Source organism: Histophilus somni, assembly GCF_014202395.1.
GTDB lineage: Bacteria > Pseudomonadota > Gammaproteobacteria > Enterobacterales > Pasteurellaceae > Histophilus > Histophilus somni.
Genome location: NZ_JACHGQ010000001.1, coordinates 143,506 through 158,203, shown reverse-complemented (window position 1 = coordinate 158,203; position 14,698 = coordinate 143,506). Strand labels below are relative to the sequence as shown.

The following is a 14,698-nucleotide window of genomic DNA, read 5'->3' as shown; positions in this document are numbered from 1 at the left end:
AAAGTGCGGTAAGTTTTTTAAGGTTTTTGTGTATGCAAAATGATTTCAGTTTTTTTATCTACGATTACGAAAGTTTTGGGATTAATCCTGCCACTGACAGACCGGCTCAATTCGCCGGTATTCGTACAGATCAAGATTTTAATATTATTGGCGAGCCTGTAATGTTTTATTGTAAGCAAACCGATGATTATTTACCGTCGCCGGAATCAGTTTTGGTAACCGGTATTACACCGCAAATTTGTAATGAGAAAGGTATTCCCGAACCGGAATTCGCAGAGAAAATTTTAGCTGAATTTAGTCAACCCAACACTTGTATTATGGGGTATAACAATGTCCGTTATGACGATGAGATGACACGTTATACCTTTTATCGTAACTTTATTGATCCCTATGAATACAGTTGGAAAAACGGCAATTCTCGCTGGGATTTAATAGATGTAGTCCGAGCTTGTTACGCTTTACGTCCGGATGGAATAAATTGGGCTTACGATGATGATGGAATGCCGAGTTTTCGTTTGGAAAAATTAACACAAGTAAATGATATAGAGCATGGTAATGCTCACGATGCAATGGCTGACGTCTATGCCACGATTGCAATGGCAAAATTGATTAAACAAAAACAACCAAAACTTTTTCAATTTTTCTTTGAAAATAGAGGAAAGAGGGAAGTTGAGAAGTTGATTGATATCGCTAATATGAAACCTTTAGTACATGTATCAGGCATGTTGGGTAATTATCGAGGTAATACCAGCTGGGTTGTACCATTAGCTTGGCATCCTATAAATCAGAATGCTGTTATTGTTTGTGATTTAGCAAAGGATATTGATGACTTATTGGCTAAAAGTGCGGTCGAATTACGTCAAAATTTGTATACACCAAAAGTTGAATTGGAACAACATAATATTTTACCTGTACCACTTAAATTAGTGCATATTAATAAATGTCCTATTCTTGCTCCTGCAAAAACATTATTGCCGGAAAATGCAACCAAATTGGGAATTGATCGAGAATTCTGTTTGCAAAATTTGCAAAAACTGCGTCAATCTCCAGATATTCGAGATAAGGTCATTGAAATTTTCCATGATGAAAGAGAAGTAATACACAGTGATAATGTAGAAACTGAATTATATAAGCAATTTTTCAGTAATAATGATAAAAACAATATGACGATTTTGCGTCAATTATCTCCGGAGAAATTAAACGAGCATAATTTATCTTTTTCAGATAAACGTATCTCGGATTTATTATTTCATTATCGAGCAAGACATTTCTATAAAACGCTTGATCGCTCTGAACAGATAAAATGGCAAAAATATCGCCAACGTAAACTAGAAAAAAGTGCGGTTCAATTTGAGGAAAGTTTACAACGTCTAGTAGAAGAGTATCAAAATAATCCTGAAAAATTATTGTTGTTACAACAAGTATATGAATATGGAGCAACTTTACTTAGTAAGCTATATTGATAATAGCAATATCTAGAAATGCAGGATGAAAAGGTATTTGGTAAATAAAATAAAAGAGACAACGTAACAGCTATAATTTTATTTACTAAAATTTATAGAGGAGAAGAGGGTTGAATATTTTAATTGATTTTGATGGTACTTGTGTAACGCATAATTTTCCTGAAATAGGCGAAGATATTGGTGCTGCACAAGTATTAAGAGATTTGGTTAAGAATGGCCATAACTTGATTTTATTCACAATGAGATCGGAAGATTGTTATCTTGATGAGGCATTGACATGGTTCAAAAATAATGGGATTGAGTTATACGCTGTTAATATCAATCCTGAACAATCTAAGTTTACCAGTTCTCCTAAAGCCTATGGAGATCTTATTATTGATGATATTGCATTAGGCATTCCGAAATGGTCCTGCCATTTTTATCGCCCTTGTGTTGATTGGAAATTGGTGTCGGAAATGCTGTATAGTCAAAAATTGCTAACATTTGAACAAATCAATAAATATGATTTTAGCATGAGAAATTATTTATAATTATGAAACGTTTTAGCCTACGAGAAATTCTGAATAGAAACGATAAAAAGAGACAACGTAACTTAATTAACTGAAGCGAAACGAAAAGAAGCAAAAAATGAAAACATATAACAGTGAATATTTCTATGATCCAATGAGGGCTTTTTATGACAGCGGCGCTGATTATCTTACAGTAGAAAAGCATAGGTTAGTCGTTATTGTTAAACATGCCTATATGCAACGTTATTGAAAATATCTTGCGGTGATTATGGAAATTGTCCAATAGTAACAGAGCAAATAGAGCAAGATATGATGGATTTAGCTGAACTTCGTAGACTATTTGAAGGTACAAAAGAATTTCCATTAGACAAAAACTATATCAAATATCGCTATGAATTAGACTATGATGAGCAGATTAAAAGCTTAGATAAAATTTTACTAAAATATGTAGATTTTTTGAGTTCTAAATAGAATTGTAAAAAGTCATAAAAAAGCAACGTTCACAGCTATGCGAGGACGTTGCTTTTTTTGTAGCTTTTATTTATTAAGCTTTTTCTCCTTAAGACCACACTACAAAACTATTACAAATCATCTCTCTATTTAATAAAGTTAAATAATAATACCTTTCAATGTGCAAGGGAGCCTTTATCTGTCTTGCTTAGCTGGTATAACTGACTTGTGCATAAGTCTGTGATTTATTTATATCGTAGTTTTTACTAACTCTATAACTTATTACATATAATGTATATTATGTTAAATTAAATGATTAGATATGTAACTTTTGACTGTTTATACCCCCCTATTTTGCTATGAAATCTTCTGTTAATTAGATGAGATTAAAAAATAAAAACGATAAAAATAAAAGCGAGTTTTTTATTTTTTATATTTGATACAGCGTCACAAATTTGATTTGTATTTAAAGTGAATAAATTGCATTATTGAATACAATTTTCATTACGGTTTTATTTTAAAACACATTAAAAAAGCCCCATGATTTTCATCATGAGGCTTAAAATTTTGAAAACTTTTACTTATACACGTTTAAAATCAATATGGACTAATTTTGGCTTGAATGGATGGCGTTGCATCGCTTGTACTTTAACAGAAATTTCCTTCCCTTCAATAACTAGGATAATAGTATCCGAATAGAAAGAATCATGAATTTGAGCGTTATTTAATTCATCATGATTTAATACAATTGAAACAGGTGCTTCACTACCACCATAAACGATAGCAGGGATTTGACCATTATGACGCAGGCGGCGGCTCGCACCCTTACCTTGCTTAGAACGAACTTCAGCGTTAAATTTAAATGACATTTTTATGTTCTCTTGAATAAAATAAAAAAAACAAAAAAAACCGCAGGCGACCCAGCGATTTCCCTTACGTTATGCTAAAACTTATAGTCATGTTTTAGACAGGTGCTGATTATAATGAGTTATTCTCTATAAATCAAATAAAACATTGAATTTAAACTGGATATTTCTACTAAAAAAGCTAAAATAGCCGTCATATTTTCTTATTATAAATGGATAGTTCATGGACTTATTAATTAATTTTTTTACTGATTATGGGTATTTTGCAGTTTTCTTTGTTCTCATTATCTGTGGCTTTGGAATTCCTATTCCGGAGGATATTACTTTGGTTTCAGGGGGGGTTATTGCAGGTTTATACCCTAATGAAGTTAATGTTCATATCATGCTGATTGTGAGTATGCTTGGTGTGTTAATTGGTGACAGTACAATGTATTGGCTTGGTCGCATTTATGGGGTGAAAATATTAAGAACTCGATTAATCAAGAAAATAGTAACCCTTAAACGTTTAAAAATGGTGAAAGAAAAATTTGCTAAATATGGCAATAGAGTTTTATTTGTGGCACGTTTTTTACCTGGTTTAAGGGCACCAATTTATATGATATCAGGCATTACTCGTCGTGTTAGTTTTATTCGTTTTCTCCTAATTGACTTTTTTGCTGCAATTATTTCAGTGCCTATTTGGGTATATTTGGGTGATTTTGGTGCAAGCAATTTAGACTGGTTACATCAACAAATAAAGAAAGGTCAATTTGCAATTTATATCTTAATACTTCTACTCGCATTGTTCTTATTTTGGAAATGGAAACGTAGTAAGAAAAAAGATGTGTAATTTAGACCATCTTACAGGGCGTATTTAATTATGCCCTATTTTATTTACGGTATAGTGATTTGTAAAAAATAACCATACTCTTCTACTTTCGACACACTAGATATCGTATAAAATATTGGAGATATATAATTTAAAAAGGGTACTATAAAAAGTACCCTAATTTATCTTTAAATTAAAGCGCAGATTTTGCTTTCTCAACCAATGCTGTAAAAGCAACTTTATCAAACACAGCAATATCAGCCAAAATCTTACGATCGATCTCAACAGATGCTTTTTTCAAACCGTTGATAAATTTGCTATACGATAAACCGTTTTGACGAGTAGCCGCATTGATACGAGCAATCCATAGTTGACGGAATTGACGTTTACGTTGACGGCGGTCACGGTAAGCATATTGACCAGCTTTAATTACTGCTTGGAATGCAACACGATAAACACGTGAACGTGCACCATAATAACCTTTAGCTGCCTTAAGAACTTTCTTATGGCGTGCTCTTGCAATAACACCACGTTTAACACGAGCCATTATCTAATCTCCTATTGTCCATGAATCTTAAAAAATTTAACTAATCGTATGATTGTGCCCAAAACACTATTTATGCGTATGGTAAGCACGCTACTACTAAAACTTGGTCTGCTTTCGCAACCATTGATTTATGACGTAAATGACGTTTACGTTTAGTTGTCTTTTTAGTCAAAATGTGACGTAAGTGAGATTGTTTACGTTTGAAACCACCTGAAGCAGTTTTCTTGAAACGCTTAGCAGCACCACGTAAGGTTTTAATTTTAGGCATTGTTTATAACTCCGCATTGTTTAAGTTTAACATCAGATAATTAGGCGAATAAAAATACGGCAATTCATACCGCACTTTACTACTTGAATTTGCACTAATTATTTCTTTTTTGGGGCAAGTACCATAATAGCTTGGCGACCTTCTAATTTGCCAGGTGCAGATTCAACAACAGCAATATCAGCAAGATCATTTTTAACACGTTCTAACATGTCTAAACCAATATCTTGGTGAGCCATTTCACGTCCGCGAAAACGAACAGTGATTTTAGCTTTATCCCCATCCTCCAAAAAGCGAATCAGGCTGCGTAGTTTTACCTGATAGTCGCCTTCGTCTGTACCAGGACGGAATTTAATTTCCTTCACTTGTACAACTTTCTGCTTTTTCTTCTGCTCTTTTGCAGCTTTACCTTTTTCATAAAGGAACTTACCGTAGTTCATAATACGGCATACCGGTGGTTCTGCATTTGGACTAATTTCAACAAGGTCTAAATCTGCTTGCTCTGCTATATTTAAAGCTTGTTGGATAGATACAATACCTACTTGTTCGCCATCTTGGTCAATCAAACGAACTTCTTTCACTCTAATTTCATCATTAATACGATTAGGGCGATTTGTTGCCGGAGCTTTTTTTACGGTTTTAATAATGTTATTCCTCTAACGATTTTAAACTACCATCAAACTGCAATACTGCAGAAGACATAAACGATTGCTGTATTTTTAGCAAAAATACGGCGAGATTTTATAAGATTTTCAATTACTATGCAAGGTATTAAGGCATATATTGACAAGTTTTATAAATAAATGCACTTAATAAAATACATAGAACGCATAGAATTTGAATAAGTTTTTTCTTTGTTAGCTTTTCTGCCGGCATAACTAGTTTCCTTTGCACTTTTTAAATTTAAAACTTCTTAATTATTTTATTTAATGTTATCATTTCTTGAGTTAGATCAAGTTTTGCATTACACGCTTTTATCTCAGTTTCAATGCTTTTGAGGAATGAATGAAAACTTTTCCCTATGAACAAAAAATTGGACGACGAGTTCAATCTACTGGTTGTGCTATTCACTGTCAAGCTTGTAGTATTAGTCAACTATGTATTCCGTTTATGTTTAATGAACATGAATTAGATCAGCTTGATAATATTATTGAGCGTAAAAAACCTATTCAAAAATCTCAAATTTTATTTAAAGCAGGCGATGAACTGACTTCTCTCTATGCTATTCGATCCGGCTCCATTAAAAGTTATACTATTGGTGAAACTGGAGAAGAACAAATCACCGCCTTTCATTTACCTGGTGATTTAGTAGGATTTGATGCGATTAATGGTATGCGACATTTTAGTTTTGCACAAGCTTTAGAAACATCTATGGTGTGTGAAATTCCTTTTGATATTCTTGATGATCTATCAGGAAAAATGCCGAAATTACGACAACAAATAATGCGTTTGATGAGTCATGAAATCAAAACAGATCAAGAAATGATTTTGTTATTATCTAAAATGAGTGCTGAAGAACGTCTAGCAGCTTTCATCCATAACCTTTCAAATCGATACTCTGCTCGTGGTTTTTCTGCACGAGAATTTCGTCTAACAATGACCCGTAGTGATATAGGTAATTATTTGGGATTAACTGTTGAAACAATCAGTCGTTTGCTGGGACGTTTTCAAAAAAACGGTCTTTTATCCGTGCAAGGAAAATATATTACTATTAATAATATGTCAGAACTTTCTACACTTGCAGGAACGACAAAACCTAAAATTAAAATGATCGGATAAAAACTTGGACGCAATAATAAGTTACTACTTTCGATCATTTTTTAAAGTACAATTACTTGTCATTTTTATAAATATTGCCTATTCTATTTCTATAGTTTGTTTCCACTGGAAAAATATGTTTATTGTTTTTGCAAAATATCGGAGGTTATTATGCAATTTAATAATATACTTGTCGTTTTAAATCCCGAATCAGAAAAGCAATATGCTTTGGCTCGAGCAGTTCGTTTGGTACAAGAACAAAAGAGCGAGAATAGAGTAAGAATTACAACTTTTATGACGGTGTATGATTTTTCTTATGAAATGTCAACTTTGCTTTCTTCCAAAGAAAGAGAAACAATGTGTAAAAGCATTATTAAGCAACATCAGCAAGCTGTTCAACCATATCTCGAAAAATATGCGGATCCGAATATTGAATTTAATTCAATTGTTCTTTGGCACAGTAATGAAGCGGAAGCTATTACAAATGCTGTTGCGGAACATAATTATGATCTTGTCATTAAATATACTCAGGAGAAGGAATCTTTATCGGCATTAATTTTTACACCTCAAGACTGGCAATTACTACGCAAATGTCCTGCACCTATTATGGTAGTACGTGATGGAAATTGGAAACATCAACGTCGAATTTTGGTAGCGGTTAATGTTTCCAATAATCAAGAGGAATATACTTCATTAAATAATGAACTTGTTTCTTTAGGAATTGATTTAGCGGATAAATTAGAACGAGGCAATATTCATCTTGTTACCGCTTACCCTCCCACTCCAATTAATATGGCAATTGATTTACCTGAATTTACAACAACAGAATATGGTGATAGTGTTCGTGGACAGTATCTTTTAAATATGAAAGCATTACGCCAACAATTTTGTATAGATGAAGACCATACTCACGTAAGAGAAGGATTTCCTGAAGATGTTATTCCTGCTGTCGCAAAAGAGCTGGAGGCTGAATTGGTTGTTTTGGGAACAGTAGGAAGAACAGGACTATCTGCCGCATTCTTAGGAAATACAGCAGAACATGTTATTAGCAAATTAGAATGTAACTTGTTGGCAATTAAACCGAGTAAAAAATAACAAAATTATTACACGAAAATCCTAACTTAATCGTTAGGATTTTTTTAAAGTAATTTTAAAAATGAGCCTACGGTATAGAATGAGCCAAATACTAAAATAATATCCTTTTCTGTGGCATTTTGTACCGCACTTTTTACTCCCTCATATACAGAAGAATAAGTTTGAGCAGATAGCTCATTAGTTGTTGATATTTGTTGTAATGTCATAAATAATTCATGACTACTCTGCCCTCTTACGCCATCTAAGGTTACTAAATTCCACTGATCAACAACTTTGATTAAAGGTGATAATATTCCTTGACTATCTTTATCTTTTAGAATGCCACATACCGAAATAATTTTTCCGATTGATTTAGCTTTAAGTGCGGTTAATCTTTCTAATAAATAGGAAGCTGCATGAGGATTATGACCAACATCAACAATAATTTGAGGTAATTGTTTAACTGTTTTTTTACTTAATTTAGCTAAATTTAATAATTTTTCCGGGTTAATTTTCTGAAAACGCCCTGCCAGTTCAACTTCTCTAAGTGACTTATGAACAACTGATATAGAAATATCAAAAGGTAAATAAGCCAACGTTGCTAAAGCTGTTGCAGCATTTGCCAAGGGAATACTACAAATAGGTAAATTATCCATATAAATAGCTTTATCACCTTTTATTGTTTCCCATGTCCAGCCATTTTCCTGTTTGCTGAATTTCCAATCTTTATTACGACAAAATAATATTGAATCTAATTTTTTCCCTTGTTCTAATAAAGAACAGGGAATATTGTTTTCACCAATAACGGCAGGCTTATTTGGACGAAAAATACCCGATTTTTCAAAAGCGATCTCTTCTCGAGTATTGCCCAAGAAATCCGTATGATCGATGTCAATACTGGTAATTACGGCAAGATCTGCATCAACAATATTAGTAGCGTCCAAACGACCGCCTAACCCTACTTCTAAAATAACAACATCCAAATTAGCTTGCTTAAAGAGATACAAAGCAGAAAGTGTACTAAATTCAAAATAAGTTAAAGATTGTGATTTATGTTGCTCAATAAAAGCAAATGCTTGAGTATGTTCTTCATCAGCTAATTCTTGATTTTGAATTCTTACTCTCTCGTTATAACGAATTAAATGAGGAGAGGAATAAACACCAACACGAAATCCTGAGTTTAGTAATAATATTTCCAGTAGACGACATGTCGTCCCTTTTCCATTTGTTCCTCCCACAGTAATAACAAAAGGAGCAAGCTGTAATAAATCTAATTGTTGTGCAACTGTCTTGACCCTATCTAATCCTAAGTCAATTGCTTTAGCATGTGCTTTTTCTAAAAAACAAAGCCACTGTTCAAGTGGCGATGTTGCAAATAAATTTAAACTAGACATCATCAGATTTTTCTTGAATTAATTCAGGTTCAACAAAAGGGGAAGGCATATTCATGAGCTTGCTTAAAAGATTAGCTAAAGTTTCACGCATCTCAGAACGTTTAACAATCATATCAATAGCTCCATGCTCCAGTAAAAATTCACTGCGTTGAAAACCCTCTGGTAATTTTTCACGCACAGTCTGTTCAATAACACGAGGTCCGGCAAATCCAATTAATGCTTTGGGCTCTGCAATATTAATATCACCCAACATTGCAAAACTTGCAGACACACCGCCTAAAGTCGGATCTGTTAATACTGAAATAAAAGGAACACCTTTTTCTTTCATCTTTGCCAATACTGCACTGGTTTTAGCCATTTGCATTAATGAGAACAAAGCCTCTTGCATACGAGCTCCGCCACTTGCCGAAAAACAAACTAATGGACAATGTAATTCTATTGCTTTTTCAGCAGCTTGAACAAATTTTGAGCCTACAACAGATCCCATAGACCCTCCCATAAAACTAAAATTCAAGGCAGCCACAACAATTGGCATGCCATAAAGAGTGGCTGAAACAGTAATCAACGCATCTTTTTCGCCTGTTTCTTTTTGTGCGGCTGACAGTCTGTCTTTATATTTTTTTAAATCTCTAAATTTTAAAATATCTTTAGGTTCTAAATCTGCAGCAATTTCAACAATGCTATCTTTATCCAATAAAGCAACAAGGCGTTCTCTTGCATCAATACGCATATGATGACCGCACTTTGGACAAACTTCTAAATGACGTTTTAATTCATCACGATACAACACTTGCTCACAGGAAGTGCATTTGGTCCATACCCCTTCAGGTACATTTGATTTTTTGCTATTTGAAGTTGTATTTTTACTAAAAATTCTATCAATCCAGCTCATGTTTAACCTTTTATTTATTAACTTAAAACTCGCCTCATTAGACCATAAGTCGGGGGAATTTTCCAGAATTTAACACAACTCCGACTAGCCTATTAATTCAAGCAATTTAACTGCCATTAACGCTAGATTAAAGTGTTGCTCATCGGCTACAGACCAAAATTCTATTTTATTTTCCGCCGCACTTAATGTACTAATATGCAATTTCACTTTTTCCTCATTGTTTTCATTTTCTCCGTGAGTAACCGGCGTAATTAATTTCTCTGCATGATATTGAATTAGCTCATTTTCTTGCCAAAAATGTAATTGGCTTTCTATATCAACCAAATAATCTGAAAGTACGGTCACAAACTGCCCCATTCCATAAAATACAGGCACTTGAATTTGATGAAAGACAATATTCTCTAATTGTGGGTAAATTTTTTGTAACTGTATAACTAAATTTTGAGTTTGTACAGGAAAGACATCAAAGGCTAAACGTTGCTGTTCCGTATCCAGCGGAATCCCATTTAATAATTGAGCTGTCTGTCCGGCCAATTTGGCAACTTGTTCTGCTTCTACATAGGAAGCGGGTAATAATGAAGTCACAACCAATTGATGAATGCTATTAACAATATTACTGATAGCTAAAGCACATTGCGTTACTTGTGGATTTGGAAGGGAAACAATATTTCTTTGACGTAATTCAATCAATTGATCGTCATTAATACCTGGTACAACAACTGGAATATTTGCAAGGCTTGCACAAATGCCCAGTACATCGATCACAATACAACCTGAATCAGCTATTTTTGCCAAAAGATCAACATGCTCAATTGTCCCTGCAAATAAAACATAATTAAACTCTGTCCAATCTGCCTCTTCAGGCATAATTTGAACAACTGCTTTATTGTTAAAACGAATGCTTTGCTCTTCTTTGAAAGGCTTTATTTCAATAATTGTCAAGCTTTCAATTTCAAGCTGAGTGTGTTCTAAAGTTTCGACAATTTTCTCAGATAACTCAAATTCTGCTGCAATAGCAATACTTAACATTTTTCTCTCTTATAAACTCGGATAGAATGCAGTGCATTTTACAAAATAATTAAGGGAAAAGAAAATGCTCCTGTAATTATTTACTAGGAATATTGCTCAGAAAATTAACGCAATAAATCCCAAACAGGACGACAATTTTCCGGTAACACTAGAGATTTTCCCAATTCAATCCAATTGCTTGGAAAATGAAAATCGGAACCAACGGAACTGTATAAATCGTAATCTTCCGCCCAACGAGCAAGTAATAAACGTTGATCCTTGGTTTGTCCACAACCTGCTACTTCTATTGCATCCCCACCCCACTGTTTAAAATCAGCGATAAGACGTTTTATCTTTTTTGTTGTCATGGTATAGCGTAATGGATGAGCAAGCACTGCAATTCCGTTGGCTTGATGAATAATCTCTATTGCATTAGGAATATCAACCCATTGTGTTTTGACATATGCAGATTTTCCTTGTGCTAAGTATTTTTTAAAAGCTTGACTAATGTTAATAACCTTGCCTATTTGCACTAAATAACGGGCATAATGTGCTCTTGTTACTTCTCCATCCGTCAGTTTTTGCGTTTCTGCAAAGGCGTTGGCTACACCTAAATGCTCCAATTTTTTCCCGATTTCAACCGCTCTTTGTAAACGAATTTTTGCCTGCTCATTCAAAAGTGCGGTCATTTTTTTTGAATTTTCATCAAAACCTAATCCTACAATATGGATACTATAATTTTCCCAAGAAGTAGAAATTTCAACACCATTGATCAATGAAATGCCTAATTGTTCTGCTTGAGTACGAGCTTGCGATAATCCTGCAATAGTATCATGATCTGTCAAGGCTAAAACATTTACACCTTGTTGATGTGCCCTTATCACTATCTCTTGTGGTGATAAGGTACCGTCAGATATAGAACTATGGCAATGCAAATCATAAATTTTGTTCATACTTTCCTAAATTACTTATCAAAAATAAAAAGTGCGATAAATTTCACCGCACTTTCACTTAGTTATGTGTCTGTTTTCGCTATTGAAGGGCTTTTTCTATTTTCTCAAACAAATCTTTCGACAAATTTTCCACTTCGCTTAAGCGAACTAAAGCACGTTTCATCAAAGTTTGCCGTTGAGGATCAAAACGAGAGAAACGAATTAGCGGTTCAATTAAGCGTGAAGCAACTTGAGGATTACTTTCATTTAACCTTAACAGGATCTCAGTTAAAAAACGATAACCTGAACCATCGATTGCATGAAATCCTTTTAAATTATGTACACAAAAGCTACCGACTAAAGCTCTTAAACGGTTAGGATTATTAAAATTAAAACTTGGATGTTCCATTAATTGTTGCACATAGTCCAAAGTATTGTCTTCAGGTCTTGTAGCTTGTAAGGCAAACCATTTATCCATAACCAAACCGTCTTGTTGCCATTTTTGCTCAAAATCCGCTAATAATTGGTCTCGACAAGGTAGTTGAGCCTGTGTTGCCGATTTTAAAGCATTTAAACTGTCAGTCATGTTATTTGCTTTGACATAATGTTTATTCACCAAATTGTTACCTAAATCTGTATAAGCCAAATAATTCAAACAGAGATTACGCAATGCTCTCAACGCAATATCTTGCTCAGTTACTTGATATGTCTCTAACTGAATTTCATTATAAATTTTCAAGAATAACTCTTTCAAATTATTTGCAATATGGCATTGCATAAATTCTCGCACTGCATAAATACCGTCCGGATCGATCGTTTTGAATAATTCGGCAAATTCAGTTTCTTTTGGCAGTGTTAAAATCGTTGTTACTAAACCAATATCTTGCTGGTAATTTTCTAATACTTGATAAAGTGCGGTAAGAATTTCAGCAGAAAACTCCAGTGCCAGTCCTTGTTGATAATGAATTAAGTTACGTCGTAACTCTGCATTAAATAACATTTGAGCCGCATCCCAACGGATAAAATCATTTCCAGCAAATTTCAACAGTATGATTAATTGTTGTGTATTATAAGCATAATCTAATTTTACCGGTGCGGAAAAATCACACAATAACGCTGGTACAGGACGTGTATAAATGTGTTGAAATTCAAAAAGTTGTTCTTTTTGTGTAAGATTTAATACGTCAGAAAGATCTTTGCCATCAGCCTGTAAAAATTGCTCCACACCGCTTTCATCGTATAAAGCGATTTTTATTGGAATATGTAAATTGACTTTTTCCATCTGATCGGCAGTTGGCGGGGTAAATTGTGAGATTTTGAGTTGATAAACGTGATTTTTTTCGTCATAAAAATCTGTTACAACCAATTCCGGCGTACCTGATTGACTATACCAACGACGGAATTGGGTTAGATCAAGTTTATTGGCTTGTTCCATTGCAAGGATAAAATCTTCACAGGTCGCCGCCTTGCCATCATGGTCTGCAATATAACGTTGCATACCTGCCTGAAAACCTTTTTCTCCTAATAAAGTATGAAGCATACGGATCACTTCTGCACCTTTTTCATATACTGTAACTGTATAGAAATTATTCATTTCAATCACTTTTTCCGGACGAATTGGATGTGACATCGGGCTTGCATCTTCTGCAAATTGTACTGTACGTAAAAATTTTACATTATTAATGCGATTGATTGCTCGTGAACCGGTATCTGATGAGAACTCTTGATCACGAAATACAGTCAGCCCCTCTTTCAAACTTAATTGGAACCAATCTCGACAAGTTACTCTATTTCCTGTCCAGTTGTGGAAATATTCATGTGCAATTACACTTTCAATCGCTAAATAATCTTCATCCGTGGCAGTTTGCGGATTAGCCAAAACAAATTTAGAATTAAAGATATTTAGTCCTTTATTCTCCATGGCTCCCATATTGAAGAAATCAACCGCTACAATCATATAAATATCTAAATCGTATTCTAAATTGAAACGTGCTTCATCCCACTTCATGGACTTTTTCAATGCACTCATTGCCCAATGAGCACGGTCAAGGTTACCCCGATCAACATATAATTCCAGTGCGACATTACGACCGCTCTTTGTTACAAAATTATCCTGTAATAAGTCAAAATCACCTGCAACTAAAGCGAATAAGTAACTTGGTTTAGGGAAAGGATCTTGCCATTCAACCCAGTGACGACCATCTTTCATTTCACCACAAGCAATACGGTTACCGTTCGATAAAAGATAAGGATATTTAGTTTTATCCGCTGTAATTTTTGTGGTATAGCGAGCAAGCACATCGGGACGATCCAACATATAAGTGATTTGACGGAACCCTTCCGCTTCACATTGCGTACAAATACCCTCACCGGATTGATAAAGCCCTTGCAAAGATGTATTTGCACTAGGGTTTAGATGAGTAACAATTTCTAATTCAAAGGTATTGGCATTTACGTTGGTTAAATCCAACACGAGGCTTTCAGCATCTTGTTGATAAGATTTAAACTCTTCATCATTGAGTTTGACTGAAACAAATTGAAAACTATGACCATCAAGACGTAACTGTTTGCTTTCAGGATTAAGACGTTGAAATTGACTTATTGCTGTTACGATGGTTTGTTGCGGATCAAGTTGAAAATCAAGATAAATATCAGTAACAGTAAAATCGGGGGATTGATAATTCTTTCTATATTTGGCTTTTTTTTGCATAATGACAACCTAAATTTATTGA

Annotated in this window: 15 protein-coding genes; 6 read left to right on the top strand and 9 right to left on the bottom strand. The window is 34.1% G+C overall.

Annotated elements, in window-relative coordinates:
* Positions 1 to 32 precede the first annotated feature (32 nt).
* From sbcB to HNR69_RS00670, 3 genes are all read left to right on the top strand, one after another.
* Positions 33 to 1,463: an exodeoxyribonuclease I gene (gene sbcB, locus HNR69_RS00680; RefSeq protein ID WP_135026440.1), complete on the top strand. Its 1,431-nt coding sequence runs from the start codon at positions 33 to 35 to the stop codon at positions 1,461 to 1,463.
* A gap of 110 nt (positions 1,464 to 1,573) precedes the next feature.
* Positions 1,574 to 1,993 carry a hypothetical protein gene (locus tag HNR69_RS00675; protein ID WP_012340506.1) on the top strand — a complete coding sequence of 140 codons (420 nt, stop codon included), beginning with the start codon at positions 1,574 to 1,576 and terminating at the stop codon, positions 1,991 to 1,993.
* Positions 1,994 to 2,218: 225 nt separating this feature from the next.
* Positions 2,219 to 2,443 carry a hypothetical protein gene (locus tag HNR69_RS00670; RefSeq protein ID WP_087469221.1) on the top strand — a complete coding sequence of 75 codons (225 nt, stop codon included), beginning with the start codon at positions 2,219 to 2,221 and terminating at the stop codon, positions 2,441 to 2,443.
* Between the two features lie 560 nt (positions 2,444 to 3,003).
* Here HNR69_RS00670 and rplY read toward each other — a convergent pair.
* A complete protein-coding gene (gene rplY, locus HNR69_RS00665; protein ID WP_011609026.1) occupies positions 3,004 to 3,291 on the bottom strand; it encodes a 50S ribosomal protein L25 in 288 nt (95 codons plus the stop codon).
* 220 nt (positions 3,292 to 3,511) lie between these two features.
* Between rplY and HNR69_RS00660 the strand changes: the two genes are divergently transcribed.
* Positions 3,512 to 4,117, top strand: a complete 606-nt coding sequence (locus tag HNR69_RS00660) for a DedA family protein (protein ID WP_075293872.1) — start codon at positions 3,512 to 3,514, stop codon at positions 4,115 to 4,117.
* 172 nt (positions 4,118 to 4,289) lie between these two features.
* Here HNR69_RS00660 and rplT read toward each other — a convergent pair whose 3' ends face one another.
* From rplT to infC, 3 genes are all read right to left on the bottom strand, one after another.
* The gene (gene rplT, locus HNR69_RS00655; RefSeq protein WP_011609028.1) at positions 4,290 to 4,643 is read right to left on the bottom strand and encodes a 50S ribosomal protein L20; all 354 of its coding nucleotides are present in this window, start codon (positions 4,641 to 4,643) and stop codon (positions 4,290 to 4,292) included.
* 70 nt (positions 4,644 to 4,713) lie between these two features.
* Entirely contained in the window at positions 4,714 to 4,911 is a 198-nt protein-coding gene (gene rpmI, locus HNR69_RS00650) for a 50S ribosomal protein L35 (RefSeq protein ID WP_011609029.1), read from the bottom strand.
* 98 nt (positions 4,912 to 5,009) lie between these two features.
* Positions 5,010 to 5,552 (bottom strand): translation initiation factor IF-3, encoded by a 543-nt coding sequence (infC, locus tag HNR69_RS00645; protein ID WP_075293873.1) that lies wholly within the window; start codon positions 5,550 to 5,552, stop codon positions 5,010 to 5,012.
* A 361-nt stretch (positions 5,553 to 5,913) separates the two neighbouring features.
* On the opposite strand from infC, the gene fnr reads away from it, so the two are divergent.
* Together fnr and uspE are read left to right on the top strand one after the other, a co-directional pair.
* Positions 5,914 to 6,687: a fumarate/nitrate reduction transcriptional regulator Fnr gene (fnr, locus tag HNR69_RS00640; protein WP_011609031.1), complete on the top strand. Its 774-nt coding sequence runs from the start codon at positions 5,914 to 5,916 to the stop codon at positions 6,685 to 6,687.
* A gap of 150 nt (positions 6,688 to 6,837) precedes the next feature.
* Positions 6,838 to 7,761: a universal stress protein UspE gene (gene uspE, locus HNR69_RS00635; RefSeq protein WP_011609032.1), complete on the top strand. Its 924-nt coding sequence runs from the start codon at positions 6,838 to 6,840 to the stop codon at positions 7,759 to 7,761.
* 44 nt (positions 7,762 to 7,805) lie between these two features.
* On the opposite strand, the gene folC is transcribed toward uspE, so the two are convergent.
* The 5 genes from folC to pepN all read right to left on the bottom strand — a co-directional run bounded on the left by folC (position 7,806) and on the right by pepN (position 14,676).
* Positions 7,806 to 9,137: a bifunctional tetrahydrofolate synthase/dihydrofolate synthase gene (folC, locus tag HNR69_RS00630; RefSeq protein WP_075293874.1), complete on the bottom strand. Its 1,332-nt coding sequence runs from the start codon at positions 9,135 to 9,137 to the stop codon at positions 7,806 to 7,808.
* A complete protein-coding gene (accD, locus tag HNR69_RS00625) occupies positions 9,127 to 10,026 on the bottom strand; it encodes an acetyl-CoA carboxylase, carboxyltransferase subunit beta (protein WP_011609034.1) in 900 nt (299 codons plus the stop codon). The genes folC and accD overlap by 11 nt, the downstream gene beginning before the upstream one ends.
* An 84-nt stretch (positions 10,027 to 10,110) precedes the next feature.
* Positions 10,111 to 11,055, bottom strand: coding sequence for an oxidoreductase (locus HNR69_RS00620; RefSeq protein ID WP_075293875.1), 945 nt, complete (start codon positions 11,053 to 11,055; stop codon positions 10,111 to 10,113).
* 104 nt (positions 11,056 to 11,159) lie between these two features.
* Complete coding sequence (locus HNR69_RS00615) at positions 11,160 to 11,987, bottom strand: PHP domain-containing protein (protein WP_075293876.1); 828 nt, start codon at positions 11,985 to 11,987, stop codon at positions 11,160 to 11,162.
* Positions 11,988 to 12,066: 79 nt separating this feature from the next.
* Complete coding sequence (gene pepN, locus HNR69_RS00610; RefSeq protein ID WP_075293877.1) at positions 12,067 to 14,676, bottom strand: aminopeptidase N; 2,610 nt, start codon at positions 14,674 to 14,676, stop codon at positions 12,067 to 12,069.
* Positions 14,677 to 14,698 lie beyond the last annotated feature (22 nt).

Coding starts and splice junctions, on each gene's coding strand:
- HNR69_RS00620 (WP_075293875.1), bottom strand. CDS start 11,055: ATGTTAAGTATTGCTATTGCAGCAGAATTTGAGTTATCTGAGAAAATT.
- HNR69_RS00615 (WP_075293876.1), bottom strand. CDS start 11,987: ATGAACAAAATTTATGATTTGCATTGCCATAGTTCTATATCTGACGGT.
- folC (WP_075293874.1), bottom strand. CDS start 9,137: ATGATGTCTAGTTTAAATTTATTTGCAACATCGCCACTTGAACAGTGG.
- sbcB (WP_135026440.1), top strand. CDS start 33: ATGCAAAATGATTTCAGTTTTTTTATCTACGATTACGAAAGTTTTGGG.
- accD (WP_011609034.1), bottom strand. CDS start 10,026: ATGAGCTGGATTGATAGAATTTTTAGTAAAAATACAACTTCAAATAGC.
- fnr (WP_011609031.1), top strand. CDS start 5,914: ATGAAAACTTTTCCCTATGAACAAAAAATTGGACGACGAGTTCAATCT.
- pepN (WP_075293877.1), bottom strand. CDS start 14,676: ATGCAAAAAAAAGCCAAATATAGAAAGAATTATCAATCCCCCGATTTT.
- rplT (WP_011609028.1), bottom strand. CDS start 4,643: ATGGCTCGTGTTAAACGTGGTGTTATTGCAAGAGCACGCCATAAGAAA.
- rpmI (WP_011609029.1), bottom strand. CDS start 4,911: ATGCCTAAAATTAAAACCTTACGTGGTGCTGCTAAGCGTTTCAAGAAA.
- uspE (WP_011609032.1), top strand. CDS start 6,838: ATGCAATTTAATAATATACTTGTCGTTTTAAATCCCGAATCAGAAAAG.
- HNR69_RS00660 (WP_075293872.1), top strand. CDS start 3,512: ATGGACTTATTAATTAATTTTTTTACTGATTATGGGTATTTTGCAGTT.
- rplY (WP_011609026.1), bottom strand. CDS start 3,291: ATGTCATTTAAATTTAACGCTGAAGTTCGTTCTAAGCAAGGTAAGGGT.